Here is a 14,350-nt window from a genome sequence, read left to right on the forward strand (position 1 = left end):
ACAAAATGACGGTTAGTTGTGCTTTAAAATCTAGAAAGTTGTTTAATTTCTCGATGGGAAACAAATAGTTACAGTAGTTCCTTCATCTATTGCACTTTGGATTTCAATTGTCCCTTTATACTTTGCTGCAATATTGTAGCAAATCATCATGCCTAAACCTGTCCCTTTACTTTTTAGAGAGTAAAAAGGAGTACCAAGACACTCTATTTCCGTGTCAGACATGCCATGCCCATGATCTATTACTTGAATCTCTACTATATCTTCTTTCTTTCCACCAGTTACAATAACAGAATCCCCAATCTCAGAAGCCTCTATTGCATTTTTTATTATATTTATCAGTAATTGTTTCAACTCTATCTTGTTAGCTGCTATGTAACAATCTTCTTTTATTTCTAATTTGATATTATTATTATTTAGTAGCCCATATGAATTTAGAAGATCAGTTACACTTTGAAGAACAACTTTTAAATTCACTGATTCAATATTTAGATTTTCATCTGGCTTTGCGATAGACAAAAATTGAGAAACCACACTTTCAGCTGTATTTAATTCATCAATCATTAAAGTAAATTGGCTCTTTATTGCATCATTAAATTGAGAATCTTGTTCATATAACTGTAAAAATCCTTTAACAACAGTTACTGGATTTCTAATTTCATGCGCAACAGCAGCTGCTAATTGTCCCGCTGTTTTCAAACGCTCTGCTTGTTTTATTTGTTCATAATATAATTCTTGTTTTTTCACACGTAGATTAGTTAGATAGAATATAAAGTATATGAGAGCTTGACTACCTACATAGTTAAAAACATTACCTACTAAATCTTGTTTTATATAGGTATATAGATTACCGTGATCAAATAACGCAATAAAGCCGAATGTAATTGCAATTAATATAGAGTTAATAAATAAAGAAAAATGAAAGAGTTTAGAATCAAAAAACATAATGGCTACTGCGGGTATAAAGCATAGGAAAATAAAGTTAGACCAAGTCTCTGGATATAAAATGAAGATGGTATAAAAATAGATAAATGCTTCAATAATAATAATTGTTCTAAAACTATGAGTTCCATATTTCGGATACAAAAGTAAACTAACAGAAATAATCACAACAATTGAAAGATGAAAAAGAAAACCAATACCTAAATCTGCCATAAGGTGATTCTTAATTAAAACCCCCATGGTCATAATCGTTATTACTAATAGTATTGTAAAAAAATATAATTTCTGATCATTACGTATATAAGTCTTAAACATACAAACTCCTTTTATTAATATTTTAACTTTTCTAATAGGACGTAAAATATCTAATGTAAATGAACACATAGTAAAAGGAAGATTTTTTCTGTGTAAAATGCATTCACCACAAACAAATCACAGAAAAAGATCTTCCACTTGATTAAGTTTACACCAGTTATTGTCCAACCTCTAGTAAAAAATGAAGATATTAGGGAGTTTTTTCATATTTATCATGCATCAAAATGAATAATTAATTGAACAAACTTACCAGCAAAGATACGATTATCTTCTATAAGTTTAAGTCGTCATTATATTAAGTACTGCACATTATCTCTCTTTTGCACGTTCACGATTTACAAAAAGAGATAAGATGAAACCTATGAAAGAAATTGCTGTTATAAAATAGAAAGTATATTTGATACCAGCAGATAGGAATTCCGTTGGTGAAGAATCTGGAAAGTTCTCTATATAACCTTTTTGACCACTAGTCATCAATGTTATCGCAAGTGCTGTTCCTGTTGCACCCGCAATTTGTTGTAATGTGTTCATAACAGCTGATCCGTCTGCATAAAGGTTACGGGGCAATTGATTTAAGCCATTTGTTTGTGCAGGCATAATAATCATAGAGATTCCCATAAATAAAATCATGTTCGCCAAAATAATTTGCCAAATTGGTGTGTCAGCAGAGATTGTCATAGCAAACAATATACTGCCTGTTAGTGTCAATAAATAACCCAATGGTAAAAACTTCTTCGCTCCAAATTGGTCAAATAATTTCCCGACAATTGGTGACAGTAATGCATTTAATAAACTACCAGGTAATAAGACAAGTCCTGCTAACGCTGCACTTAATAGCAGTGTACCTTTTAAATAAATTGGTAATAAAATAGCAGTAGATAAAATAATTAACATTCCACTAAATAATAACAATGTGCCTAGTGTAAACATAGGATATTTAAAAACTCGCAAATTAATCATAGGCTGTTCCATCTTTAATTGACGAAGGATAAATAGAACAAGTGCAATAAACCCTATAAAGAATGGAATATATACTTGTGTCGACCAAAATGATTTTTCAGCAATCGAACTGAGACTATAAATTAATCCACCAAAACCAATCGTCGAAAAACAAATTGAAAGTACATCAATTGATGGTTTCGTAATACGAGATACATTGTCAATTTTCTTCAATCCAAAAACAATAAGCCCTGCATAAAGAACTAGACTAACCCAAAAAATAAATGTCCAATCCAATGTATCAACAATTACCCCCGCAACTGTAGGACCAATTGCAGGAGCTGTAGTAATAACAAGTCCCATTAAACCCATTACAGCGCCACGTTTATGAATAGGGAAAATTAATAGTATGACATTCATCATTAACGGTAATAAAATACCGGTACCAATTGCTTGAATTAAACGACCAATCAATAACAAAGTAAAGTTTGGAGCTAATGCTGCTAGAATTGTACCAATAATAGAAAAGATTAGAGAGCTAACAACTAATTGCTTAGTTGTAAACCATTGAATTAGAAGTACAGAAACAGGTACTAAAATTCCTAATGTTAATAAATAACCTGTTGTTAGCCATTGTGCTGTTGCTGTTAATATAGAGAAATCCTCCATAATATTCGTGAGTGCCATATTTAAAGCAGTCTCACTAAATAAACCGATAAAAGCACCAAACATTAATACAAATGCCATTGCTTTCGGATTTCTTACTTGTTCCATTTGTGTAGATGTTGTCAAAATAAACATCCTTTCAATTTTATAATAAATAGACCAGTCTATATAATTTTGATAAAGAAAAGCTTCCTTACTTTTTCAGTAATAATGGAAGCATTTGTCCGACACGATAAAGTGGTCCACCGTATTTTTGTGTTAATGATAGTGTTACCCCACCCTCAATAAGGGCATTTAATGTCGTACTAATATTTGTTGCTTGTTCATCACTGTATCCATTTGCCAACAACTTCTCTTTATATAACTTTTCCCAGCATAGATATGTATCTTCACAAACTATGCGCATACTTTCATTTACTAAAGCTGTTTCAGATGCAATAAGACCGAATGGCACCGTTGTTAAGCTATCCGCATCTTCTATATTGTCAAAACGTTTTGCAATAACGTCTATATGATGTTGGAAGGCTTCAATAGGATCTGCTATTGTATTAAGATGCTCTTTAATTTCAGCTGCAATAAGAGAAGCAGATATTTGAATTGCTTCAATAGCTAATTGTTCTTTACCATTTGGAAAGTGGTGATATAAAGAACCTTTAGGAGCTCCTGATTCTTTAATGATCTGATTTAAACCTGTTGCATGATAGCCATTTAAATGGAATAGTCGAGTAGCTGCTTTTAAGATTCGTTCACGTGATTGATTTTTATTAGTCAAAGAATCACCTCTAAATAAAAATTATAACGATTGGTCTACTTAATAAAGTTAATCGAAGGAAGAGCGAAAGTCAATGTTGTTTTGTAAATATCGTAGTAATTATGATTTTTTAATTAGATCGTTAGTTTAGTAATATTGGAGTAAATTTTATAGAATTCTCTCAAAATAGTTATTACACGAAAAAGGAAAATTTGGCTTTAATTTTCTAACTACAGAAATAATTAACGTTCAAAATTTTAAAAAGCTAACTGAAGCATTGATGTATTGGTAATTTCAAAGGATAATATACATCATCAAACGATTCATATAAATTAAAATGAGGTGATAGTATGAAAACAAACATATATTTAAACAACGAAAAATTAATTACAGGAATAACCCTAAAAGATGCAACCGAACTTGAAAGCAACAACATGGCTCTTCATGCATGTGTTAATCAAGAGAATGTGATGGAGAATCGTAGAAAATTAGCCACTTCGTTGAATTGTGAGGTAGAAGCATTCGTCTGCGCCAACCAAACACATAGTTCGAATTTGCATAAGGTGACAATTTCTGATAAAGGCCGTGGTGCAGATTGTACTGATACCGCTATTACGGATACAGATGCTCTGTATACTTATGAGCCGAACCTATTATTATGTTCCTTTACTGCTGATTGTGTCCCTGTGATTTTTTATAATGAAGTCACTGGTCTTATCGGGGTCATTCATTCAGGATGGCAAGGTACAGTAAAAGAAATATCCTTAAACGTTTTTAATCACTTAATACAAGTCGAAAACTGTAGTCCAAATGATTTGCATATTCATATTGGTACTGCACTAAGCCAAGAGAAATTTGAAGTTGATGCTGATGTATATGTAAAATTCAAAAATCTAGACTATGCAGATGATTTTATCTATTTTAATGATGAAACACACAAGTATCACATTGATAATCAGCAAACAGTGAAAAAACAATGTGAACTTGCTGGAATCCCCGCAGATCGAATTACAATTGATCAGACATGTACTTATATGAACCCTGAAGGATTCTCGTATCGTCAGGATAAACAAGCAGGTAGACATTTAAGTTTTATAATGAAAAAAAGCAATTAAATAGAGAATTAAAGCCGGCTCAAATTTGTTGTTTTGAGTCGGCTTCTTTCTTTTTCCGATAATATTTGTCTCTAACAGAAAAATCTTATTGTTCTACTTTTCTGAAATATCGATAAACTTTTTCTAACTTTTTTGTTTGACTTCCCTTTGGACTTTCCATATTCCCAAATTCGAAAAACTTTACTTTTTTGATACCTACAAAATTAAATAACGCTTTTTTCATCAATACTTTATGTGCATTATTCAACCATAAAAGTGGATACTTTGCAGGTCCCTTCATTGTAGAAATACAGACAACAGACTTACCTTTCAGTAAACCATCTGGTAACAATCCCTTTTTATCTCTATAAGCAAAATTTGCTGCAAATAATTGATCAATATATCCCATAAGCATCGCAGGAGGCCTCCCCCACCAGATTGGATATACAAAAACAATTTTGTCTGCCCAAGTAATTTGATTACGGTATTTTTCTAAAGTTGGATCACGATACATATCACGTCTTCTTTTATTCTCATTAAATACTAGAAGAGGATCAAAACCTTCTTCATATAAATCTAAAATCTGTAACTCTGTGATGTTAGGATTCTCTTTACTTCCTTTAATAACTTTTTGTAAAAATGCATAGTTCAAGCTTTTATGATTAGGATATGTATAAATTACTAATGTTTTCATAATACACCTCTTCACTTATCATTTGATAACTAAAATATACACCACCTCATTTTAGTTGTCAAATGATAATTGTAATATGATAATATTTTTGTTATCTTCACAGTAAGAGGTGAAATTTATGGACAAAAATGCTCTATTTAATAAATGGGTTTCATTTACAGCTTCCGTTCATAGTGTGACACATGAATTAACAAAAGATGCTAAATCAGATTCCATCACGCCAGTGCAATATAACATTTTAGAATCTATTACAGTAAGTACGGAGCCTGTTACCCCAAGTGAAATTAGTGATTGCCTACATTTATCAATGCCGAATACAAGTCGCGAACTTAAAAAGTTAATTGAAAAAAATCTAATCGAAAAAGTAAGTGATACGAAAGATCGACGGAAGCAATATATTCTTCTTTCAAAAGAAGGAGAAGCTATGATGAATGAGACATTTAAGTTAGTTGAATCTCGCTTCCTAAATCGTATAAAACATGCTTCAGAAGAAAATTTAGAGGATATTAATCGTGCATTAGACGTTCTTCAATCAAAACTGTTTTACTAACTGAAAAAAATTTAGCTCCTCAATAAAAAGTTGGTCGTTTACTGCTGATCAACTTTTTATTGAGGAGCTATTTTAATAAGAACCCATAGACATAAACACTAAATTACAATTCAGTATAGTGAACTTTATACTAATATGATTAAATATATAATTATAAGTTTCTAAAATGAGTAGCTCGATTTCGACCTTTCACCTTAGAAACATACAGCGCTTGATCTGCTTTTTTAACGATAGAATCTTCTGTATCATTCTCGGAAAAAGTTGCTAACCCGATACTTACTGTTAAATTTCCGGTCTCTGTCCATTCTGATACTTCAATAGTTCTATTTAACTTCTGAGCAATTAATATTGCTTCTTCAACATTAGTATCTGGAAGAATTATTGTAAATTCTTCGCCACCAAATCGAGCTACAATATCATCTGTTCGTACTTGTATTTTTAGGATGTTAGCTAATTTCGCAAGTACAATATCTCCAATTTGATGACCATATGTATCATTTACTTTTTTGAAATGATCAATATCAATAATAAGTAAAGAAAACGTCTTTTCTTCTGTACGGTACATCACAATCTGCTCTTCTAGTTTTTTCTGAAAGAATCTTCGGTTGGAAATACCAGTAAGCTTATCTGTATTTGATATTTTGACTAAATCCGAATTGATTTCCATTAGTTCAATCTGTTTCTTTTCAATTTCAAGATAGATTTGTTCTAGTTTTGCTAAAGCACGATTTTTTTCTAAATAAGCCTCTTCCATTTGTTTTTTAGTCGTGCGCAACTCTAATTCGTAGTCAATTCGCTTCTTCATTTGAACTAAACTGCAGTCTATCACATCATTACCATCCTGCCGAAATCGTCTAGCATTCATTAAATAAGGAATGGACTCACCAGTATGGTTTGCAAAGTTAATGAACAGCTCTTCTACATACCCGTGTAAATTAATATTAGGGTAAAAATAAGAATGAAAAATCAGTTTATTGGCCATCGTCAAAAACGATTCAATATGCTTCCCTAATAAATTTTCTTGCTTATAGCCCATCCATTCAAGGAAGGTATTATTGACCTCATTTATATATCCATTATGGTCAAATGATATGAACCCACAAGGTGCCTCTTTTAATCGTACCTCCATCATTGAACTCCCCTACACAAATTATTTCATTAGATAATCTACTATTATATTAGTTGTTTCTACTGGCTGACTTATATGTGGATAGTGCCCTTTAGCTTCAATAATTTGAAGTGTACTATTTTCTATACACCTATTTAAATACTGCCCTACTTCAATTGGAACAATGCTATCATTCGAGCATTGAATAATAAGGGTTGGTACTTTCAATAATGGTAAGCTTTCTCGGTAATCTGAATAGAATGTTACTTCCGCGAACTCTCTTGCAACACGCGGGTTCGTTGAGACAAAGCTATTCTCCAAATCATAGGTTAACTTAGGATCTTTAGTTTGGTCCATAGCAAATGGTGCCATATAGCTAGCCCACCCTGCAAAATTCATCTCCATCATAGTAAGTAATTCTTTAATATCCTTTTGTTCAAAGCCACCAATATAACCATCTGTATCATTTAAATAACAAGGGGATGGTCCTATCATTATTAACTTATCGAAATAATCCGGTCGCTCAATCGCAGCCAGCATTCCAATCATCGAACTAACAGAATGGCCAATGAATAGTATATTTTGAAGATCCATCTCTTCAATTATATCTAATACATCCTGCTTATAACCTTGAAGCGTACTGTATTTTTCGGATTGGTACGCTGTAATATCTGAATTTCCTGACCCTATATAGTCAAATAAAACTACACGATATTTCTCTGCAAATTTAGGCGCAATATATTGCCACATGCTTTGATCGCAACCAAACCCATGCGCAAAAATAATTGTTTGCCCTCCCTGCCCCATTACCTTCACATTATTTCGAGTCATCCAATCATTCATGTAACATGCCTCCTTTTCCTATTTATCTTTACTATATTCATTTTGAATGATTACACTTTAAAAATCTAGTATAATTTTACTACCTAAATACCAAATAACAGATGATTTATATATATCGTTTTCCTTTTTGTTTCTATAAATAAAACAGCTCTACAAAAGAATTAACTTAAAAAAGCCAAATAATTAAAAGGGCGTTTCATATTCTACCTGACAAAAATGTAACGCCTAAATAAGGACTATAATTTTTAAAAATAAGAGGATATATGTTCAATGTCTGAACATATATCCTCTTATTAGGTTAGACGGGTTTTTTTGACCTTACTTCATGATTAAAACATATAAGTAGCGCTTGAAATCACTATCAATAGCAATATTAAAATTTGTAGAACAATCGCCAAATTTGATTTTCCACGTTTACTCTTCACAAGTTGTGCTTGGCTGTTAGAAACTTCTTTGTATTGTTCTTCTAACATTTCATTTCTACTCTTCTTCTTTTGATTTTCACTTAAGGAATTAAACCAATTTATAAATTTTTTATATTCACTAATTACTTTTTTTGCTTCATCGAACATTTTTATTTGTCCAAAATGAATCCACATCACTCTTTCGCAAAACGCCTCTATTTGGGACAATGAGTGACTTACAAAAATAATCGTTTTCCCTTGGCTTTTAAATTCATTTATCTTATCCAAACATTTCTTGTAGAATGTTTGATCTCCCACTGATAATGCTTCATCTATAATTAGAATATCAGGATTTGTATGAATTGATATTGCAAAACCTAAACGGGATTTCATACCACTAGAATAGTTTTTAACAGGTTGGTTAATAAACTTCCCTATATCTGCAAAGTCTATGATAGCTGATTTTATTTTATTAATTTCAGCGCTACTTAAACCGTGCATCAAACATTTTAGCTTAATGTTTTCTAAGCCTGTTAATGAATTATTTAATCCTACAGAAATAGCAATTAGTGATGTTTCTCCATTTATGTCGACCTTACCTAAACTTGGAGGTATTACTTGCGCTAATAGATTTGAAAGAGTAGATTTGCCAGAACCATTTAATCCAATAAGACCAATGGCTTCTCCTTCATTCACCTCAAAACTAATATTTCTAAGTGCAAAAAAATGATCTCTATTTTTTTTTAGAGAAATAATATCAAATAGTTTTTCAGATTGCTTACTATATAAACTGAAACTTTTTGACACATTCTTAAATCGAATTTTCGGATTCATATCTTTTCCTCCGACTATAAGTAGTCAACAAATCTATCACGAAACTTCAAGTGTATATAAGATCCAATTGTAAGTATTAGGATAGTTATACTCCAAAAATAAATGGTATACGGAATATCCTCATAAAACCATTCCCCTCCTAAGAGAGAATGCCTAAATCCTTCGATAATATAAAATAAAGGATTCAATTTCAAAATACTGACTAACCATTCAGGGAAGTTGTGAACATTCCAGACGATTGGTAAGAAATACATCATTAACCGAACAATCGATTGTATTATAATCTGAATATCTCGAATAATAGTTGTAAGTGTTGATAATAACAGTGTCAATGCAAACAGAAAGACATACAGGGAAACTAAATAATAGAGTATTTGTATTAAATATATACCAGAGAAAATACCATATCCTAAAGCAATGCCAAGAGTTAGGATAATCATAGGTATGAAAGAGATTGAATTCCCAACGATATTAATGGTAGGCAGAACGCTTACAGGAAAGTTCATTTTAGATACTAAATTTACTTTTGCATAAACACTATTTGACGCTTGAGTTATTGTCCTACTAATATACAACCACGGTACTAATCCAATGATCAGCCATAGAAAAAATGGGGTTCCCTCAACAGGAGAACCCTTTCTTATTCCTAGACCAAAAATGAGCCAATATACACCAATTTGAATGAATGGATTTAATAGTTGCCATAAAGCACCTAAATAGTGCATTGCATACTTACCTTTTTCTTCATATAAACTTAATCGAAATATCAGATTAAAGTGGGAAATTTGTTCTTTTAATATCTGTGGAACAAAATTCATACAGCAGTAGCTTTCTTTTTAGTATAGTTATAAAGGTTTCCATAATTAATATATTCAACATAATTTGGAACGCGTTTGACTACATTTTTTGTATCAAAAATCCTTATATTTGACATAGTGGAAAAATCAGGATCTCTAAACTCCTTAAATTCATCATGATCTGATAAAACAACGATGAGATCAGAGTCTTTTACCGCTTGCTCTAAATCTTGTATAACCCAATCTAATTTAACGTGTGGATCATAAGCTCGCACTTCATAATTATGCTCTGCTTGTAATTGTTTGAACACTTCAATTGCTGGACTTTCACGAATGTCATCTACATTACCTTTATATGTGAGACCTAAAATAGTAACCACTTTTCCTTCGACATTATTCATTAGTTTATTGACATTTTCTACAACAAATTGCGGCATAGAGGTGTTTATTGTACGAGATAACTTTATTAACTGAGCAATCTCTGGTGCCTTTGCAACGATAAAGTATGGATCGACAGCTAAGCAGTGACCCCCAACACCTGGACCTGGTGTATGTATATTGACACGTGGATGTTTATTGGCCATTTCAATAACATCTAATACATTTATCTCTAATCGATGACATACATTTGCCAACTCATTTGCAAGCGCTATATTCACATCTCTAAATGTATTTTCCATTAACTTAGACATCTCCGCTGTTCTCGCATCCGTTTTAATAATTTCACCTTTTACGAAAGTACTATAAACGATAGCCCCTGCTTCTTCGCATGCAGGAGTAATTCCGCCAACTATCCTATTATTAAACACTAACTCATGAAAAATCTGACCTGGTAGTACTCTTTCAGGACAGTGTACTAGGTAAATATCTTTTCCAATTACAAAACCTGTTTGATCTACTAACGGTTTGATAACATCATCCATACTACGAGGAGCAATTGTCGATTCAACGATTATTATATTACCTCTTTTTAAATAGGGTAATATAGATTTTATTGCATTAATAACATAGGTCAAATCACAAGATTTATATAAGTCCTGATTATTAGGTGTAGGAACAGCAATAATAAACACATCAGCCGATTCAGGAGTAATTGACGCTCTAAAAGTACCCATTGCAATGACTTCATCAAGTGCTGTTTGTAGTCCAGGCTCTTCAATATGAATTTCACCATTATTCAATGCATCTATTACGTCCTTCTTCACATCTACTCCTACTACTTCTACATTGTGCTTTGCAAACATGATAGATGTCGGCAAGCCGATATACCCTAGGCCAATTGTGCATAATTTCATCAATATTCCCTCCAATATTCATGGTAGTATGTTCAATCGATTAATGATGTACCAATTGCAATAAAGTGATATTAAAATCCTTCTATTTATATTCGCTTTTGCGGAGTAAAAATTGTCTTTTACATCTCACTTCCTTTCAAAATAATTTCAACATTTCAATTCATATTAGAAAAATATTTGAAAATCTTTTTATATTTTCTTCTCTCATATAGAGTAGCAAATTTTTCTATATCGATGGATTTTTGGATTATAAAATCTTTATACAATGAATAAATTTTGTAGAGCGTATCAATAGCCTCTTGTTGTTCCTCATTCTTAATTTTTTTAATTCTAATAAGATACCAATTTCTAAAGTAGAAGTTAAACCTTCGTTCCATATATAAATCCAACAGGTCGTTTTTTATCAAAAATGGTAGTCTTTCTTTCTCCAATGTATAATACTTTTCAAAAAACGCTTTCGTTACCGTATTCGTTACAGATCCGGACACAGCTGCGTAGTAAATATGTATATCCTTATCAATCACAGCCCCTTTATTTGAATGCAATAGTAGTTCTTGGAAAAACAATGTATCTTGTCCACCTGCATTTTCAATCATTTTCAAATTGTTGTTAATGATAATTTCCCTTTTCACTACTAATGCCTGAATACTTTGTGTCCTTAAATCGGTATCCATTAATAGTTTTTTAGGATAATTGATAATGTTGCTCTGACAAGCATTAATTACAGTTTCAAAATATTTAAAATTACCGATTTTCGAATTATTTAGCTTAATCATATTTCCAATGGCTATATCTAATTCATTATCTTTTTTTAATACATTTAACAATTTGGCATAACCATCATTAACGGCTTCATTGTCTGGATCTAAATACGTTACATATTGGGTAGTAGCAAGTTCCGCTCCCTTATTTCTAGCTCTTGAAGCACTCCCACTTCCCCCTTCATGATAGAAATAGGTGCCGATGTTAGGATGTTCCCTAGCAATTCTATTAATTGTAGCGATCGTCTCTTTTTTTGAAGAACCATCATCTATAATGATGATCTCCATCTTTTCGAAAATGCTACTTCTTTTAAGACTATTAAAACACTTGTTTAACAAGTATTTTCCATTATTAAAAACAGGTACAATGACAGATAATTCATACGTTCTATCATCACTTTCTAATTGATCTTTTTTAAATGCTGTATTTAATTCAAAATGATCAATACAATAGCCATTTTCTCTTATCTGTTTTTGGTTCATATTCAACAATTCATTTGTTTGGAAAACTTCTGACCAAAACACTGTTTTATATTTATCTTTCATCTCATTGATATAAGTATGTTCAACACCTTCGACAAGCTCGCTGCCATGATAATAACTATTTTTTGCAATATAATCAGAATTCGTATATTTAAATCCATTTATCATATCTTCTAGGTAATACTCTTGATAATTGTATTTTGAATTAAAAAAAGCGATAAAATCATAGTCTTGTTTTATTTCTTCATTAAATTCAGCTTCAGTTATTAAATACTTTTCTTCATACGTTTGATTTTCAAAATCTCGTATTACATCATTACTCAACAAATTTGCGACAACCAGTACTTTCTTTGAATGTAACTGCCTGTTAAAACCAATACAGTCTAATAGATAATCAAATCTTTCAAACGTAGTATGAGAAGACATAACATTTCTAATGCCCACTACCTGATGATTATACAATTCTTCATTAGTAAATCCATTCAGAATATCCTTTAACTCGTTCTGATCATTCACGAGAAATACGTTCGGAAACTTATCATTCACCCCTACACTGTAATTAGAGATAATAATATTTCCTATTGCTTGTAGTTCGTAAATTCTATTTGCAAACATTGTTTCACTAAATTTAATTGAATTTAAGTTGATAGACCAATCATATAATTTATGAATTTTTTGAAGATATTCATGATCTATAGCAGGTGAACAATATGGTAAATATTTTGATGGAAAGAAGTAGTTAGGCTTATTTAGCTGAAAATTTCTATCGACTATTTTTAATCTTCTATTAGCCTTGATTATTCCATCAAATATTTCAATTGTTTCCTTTTGCCTTTCCGGATATTTGTTAAGCCACGATCCAGCAAAGAAAACATCACTACTTTTTTGAATATTTTTTATTCCAATTGGATTATGATAGAGTGGATTAACACCAAACTCTAATACAAAAATATTGTTATGACGACAGTCTTTTTGATAACTTTCAATCTTCTCTACTGCTGTCGTAAATACATACTCGCACTTTCTTGCTAGTCCAATGAATGCTTCATAATTAACAGGATCTTCTTTAGAGTAAAACACCGTTTGAATTTTATTCTTTTTAAAAAAATGTATTATTTTATGTGCTTCATCTCTTTTTCGTGATGAAGGATTCCCTAAACCCTCCCAAGCCTTATCCAAGCCCTTCCAAGTACTAACAATTAATAAGAAATCTAGTTTACTTTTATACTCTTTGTAATTAGAAAATGTAATCGGATAAAAGTTTGCTACATCTTTGTAGGAATGATATAAAAACTCATCTGCAATGATTCCGACATTTACTTTATACTTTTGGTAATATCGACTTCCGTTGCTATCTGGTATCATTTCAAGCAATGGTTTTATACTTTCAAAATACTCGAAATCAGCAACTTCTTCCCTATAAGATAAATACTCTTCTTTATCCATTTTGATTGATGTATCTTCTCCGTCATTGAATAAAGAAAATGGTTCCATGGATATATTATCTGGTAACTTGCTATTTTCTAATAAGTGATTGATCTCATATTTTTCTTTTTTAATAGCATACTCGATAAGTTCTTTTCTCGATTTGATTTGATTGATTTGCTCATCCAAATTAGCTATTTTCATATTTTTTGCCTCGCTTAATTCTTTTCAAAAATCTCCAGTATGCATAAGTTACTTTTGCTAGTTTTGAATTACTGATTGCATAATGTTGGGCAGATAATTGTTTATACGACGTTAGCAACTTTTCTTCACTTTCGTATATTCTTAAAAGCTCTTCAAAAATGCTTATTTTAGACTGTTTTTCATATATTAGTCGTTTCGTTAGTTGATCTAGCTCTTCAGATGTGTCATTTGTTTTTAAGTCCAAAATT

The 14,350-nt window shown here is 31.4% G+C and carries 13 protein-coding genes; 2 read left to right on the forward strand and 11 right to left on the reverse strand.

Annotated elements, in window-relative coordinates; all coding sequences use genetic code 11:
* Window positions 1-42: 42 nt before the first annotated feature.
* The 3 genes from MHH85_RS10395 to MHH85_RS10405 all read right to left on the reverse strand — a co-directional run bounded on the left by MHH85_RS10395 (window position 43) and on the right by MHH85_RS10405 (window position 3,631).
* Complete coding sequence (locus MHH85_RS10395; RefSeq protein ID WP_340706983.1) at window positions 43-1,152, reverse strand: HAMP domain-containing sensor histidine kinase; 1,110 nt, start codon at window positions 1,150-1,152, stop codon at window positions 43-45.
* Between the two features lie 411 nt (window positions 1,153-1,563).
* Window positions 1,564-2,994 (reverse strand): MDR family MFS transporter, encoded by a 1,431-nt coding sequence (locus MHH85_RS10400; RefSeq protein ID WP_409351165.1) that lies wholly within the window; start codon window positions 2,992-2,994, stop codon window positions 1,564-1,566.
* A gap of 58 nt (window positions 2,995-3,052) precedes the next feature.
* Complete coding sequence (locus tag MHH85_RS10405; protein ID WP_193739425.1) at window positions 3,053-3,631, reverse strand: TetR/AcrR family transcriptional regulator; 579 nt, start codon at window positions 3,629-3,631, stop codon at window positions 3,053-3,055.
* A 329-nt stretch (window positions 3,632-3,960) separates the two neighbouring features.
* Here MHH85_RS10405 and pgeF point away from each other — a divergent pair, with 329 nt between their 5' ends.
* Entirely contained in the window at window positions 3,961-4,725 is a 765-nt protein-coding gene (gene pgeF / locus MHH85_RS10410; RefSeq protein ID WP_340706984.1) for a peptidoglycan editing factor PgeF, read from the forward strand.
* An 85-nt stretch (window positions 4,726-4,810) separates the two neighbouring features.
* Here pgeF and MHH85_RS10415 read toward each other — a convergent pair whose 3' ends face one another.
* Window positions 4,811-5,398, reverse strand: a complete 588-nt coding sequence (locus MHH85_RS10415) for an NAD(P)H-dependent oxidoreductase (protein WP_340706985.1) — start codon at window positions 5,396-5,398, stop codon at window positions 4,811-4,813.
* 118 nt (window positions 5,399-5,516) lie between these two features.
* Between MHH85_RS10415 and MHH85_RS10420 the strand changes: the two genes are divergently transcribed.
* Complete coding sequence (locus tag MHH85_RS10420; RefSeq protein ID WP_340706986.1) at window positions 5,517-5,948, forward strand: MarR family winged helix-turn-helix transcriptional regulator; 432 nt, start codon at window positions 5,517-5,519, stop codon at window positions 5,946-5,948.
* Between the two features lie 151 nt (window positions 5,949-6,099).
* Here MHH85_RS10420 and MHH85_RS10425 read toward each other — a convergent pair whose 3' ends face one another.
* From MHH85_RS10425 to MHH85_RS10455, 7 genes are all read right to left on the reverse strand, one after another.
* Window positions 6,100-7,080 (reverse strand): sensor domain-containing diguanylate cyclase, encoded by a 981-nt coding sequence (locus MHH85_RS10425; protein ID WP_340706987.1) that lies wholly within the window; start codon window positions 7,078-7,080, stop codon window positions 6,100-6,102.
* 18 nt (window positions 7,081-7,098) lie between these two features.
* The gene (locus MHH85_RS10430) at window positions 7,099-7,899 is read right to left on the reverse strand and encodes an alpha/beta fold hydrolase (RefSeq protein WP_340706988.1); all 801 of its coding nucleotides are present in this window, start codon (window positions 7,897-7,899) and stop codon (window positions 7,099-7,101) included.
* A gap of 329 nt (window positions 7,900-8,228) precedes the next feature.
* A complete protein-coding gene (locus MHH85_RS10435; RefSeq protein WP_340706989.1) occupies window positions 8,229-9,137 on the reverse strand; it encodes an ABC transporter ATP-binding protein in 909 nt (302 codons plus the stop codon).
* 14 nt (window positions 9,138-9,151) lie between these two features.
* Window positions 9,152-9,955, reverse strand: coding sequence for an ABC transporter permease (locus tag MHH85_RS10440; RefSeq protein WP_340706990.1), 804 nt, complete (start codon window positions 9,953-9,955; stop codon window positions 9,152-9,154).
* A complete protein-coding gene (locus MHH85_RS10445) occupies window positions 9,952-11,229 on the reverse strand; it encodes a nucleotide sugar dehydrogenase (protein WP_340706991.1) in 1,278 nt (425 codons plus the stop codon). The genes MHH85_RS10440 and MHH85_RS10445 overlap by 4 nt, the downstream gene beginning before the upstream one ends.
* A gap of 155 nt (window positions 11,230-11,384) precedes the next feature.
* On the reverse strand, window positions 11,385-14,102 hold the full coding sequence (locus tag MHH85_RS10450) for a glycosyltransferase (protein WP_340706992.1): 2,718 nt from the start codon (window positions 14,100-14,102) through the stop codon (window positions 11,385-11,387).
* On the reverse strand, window positions 14,089-14,346 hold the full coding sequence (locus tag MHH85_RS10455) for a hypothetical protein (RefSeq protein WP_340706993.1): 258 nt from the start codon (window positions 14,344-14,346) through the stop codon (window positions 14,089-14,091). Before MHH85_RS10455 ends, MHH85_RS10450 begins: the two co-directional genes overlap by 14 nt.
* Window positions 14,347-14,350: the final 4 nt, after the last annotated feature.

The organism is Viridibacillus sp. FSL E2-0187 (genome assembly GCF_038006425.1).
Taxonomy (GTDB): Bacteria; Bacillota; Bacilli; order Bacillales_A; family Planococcaceae; genus Viridibacillus; species Viridibacillus arvi.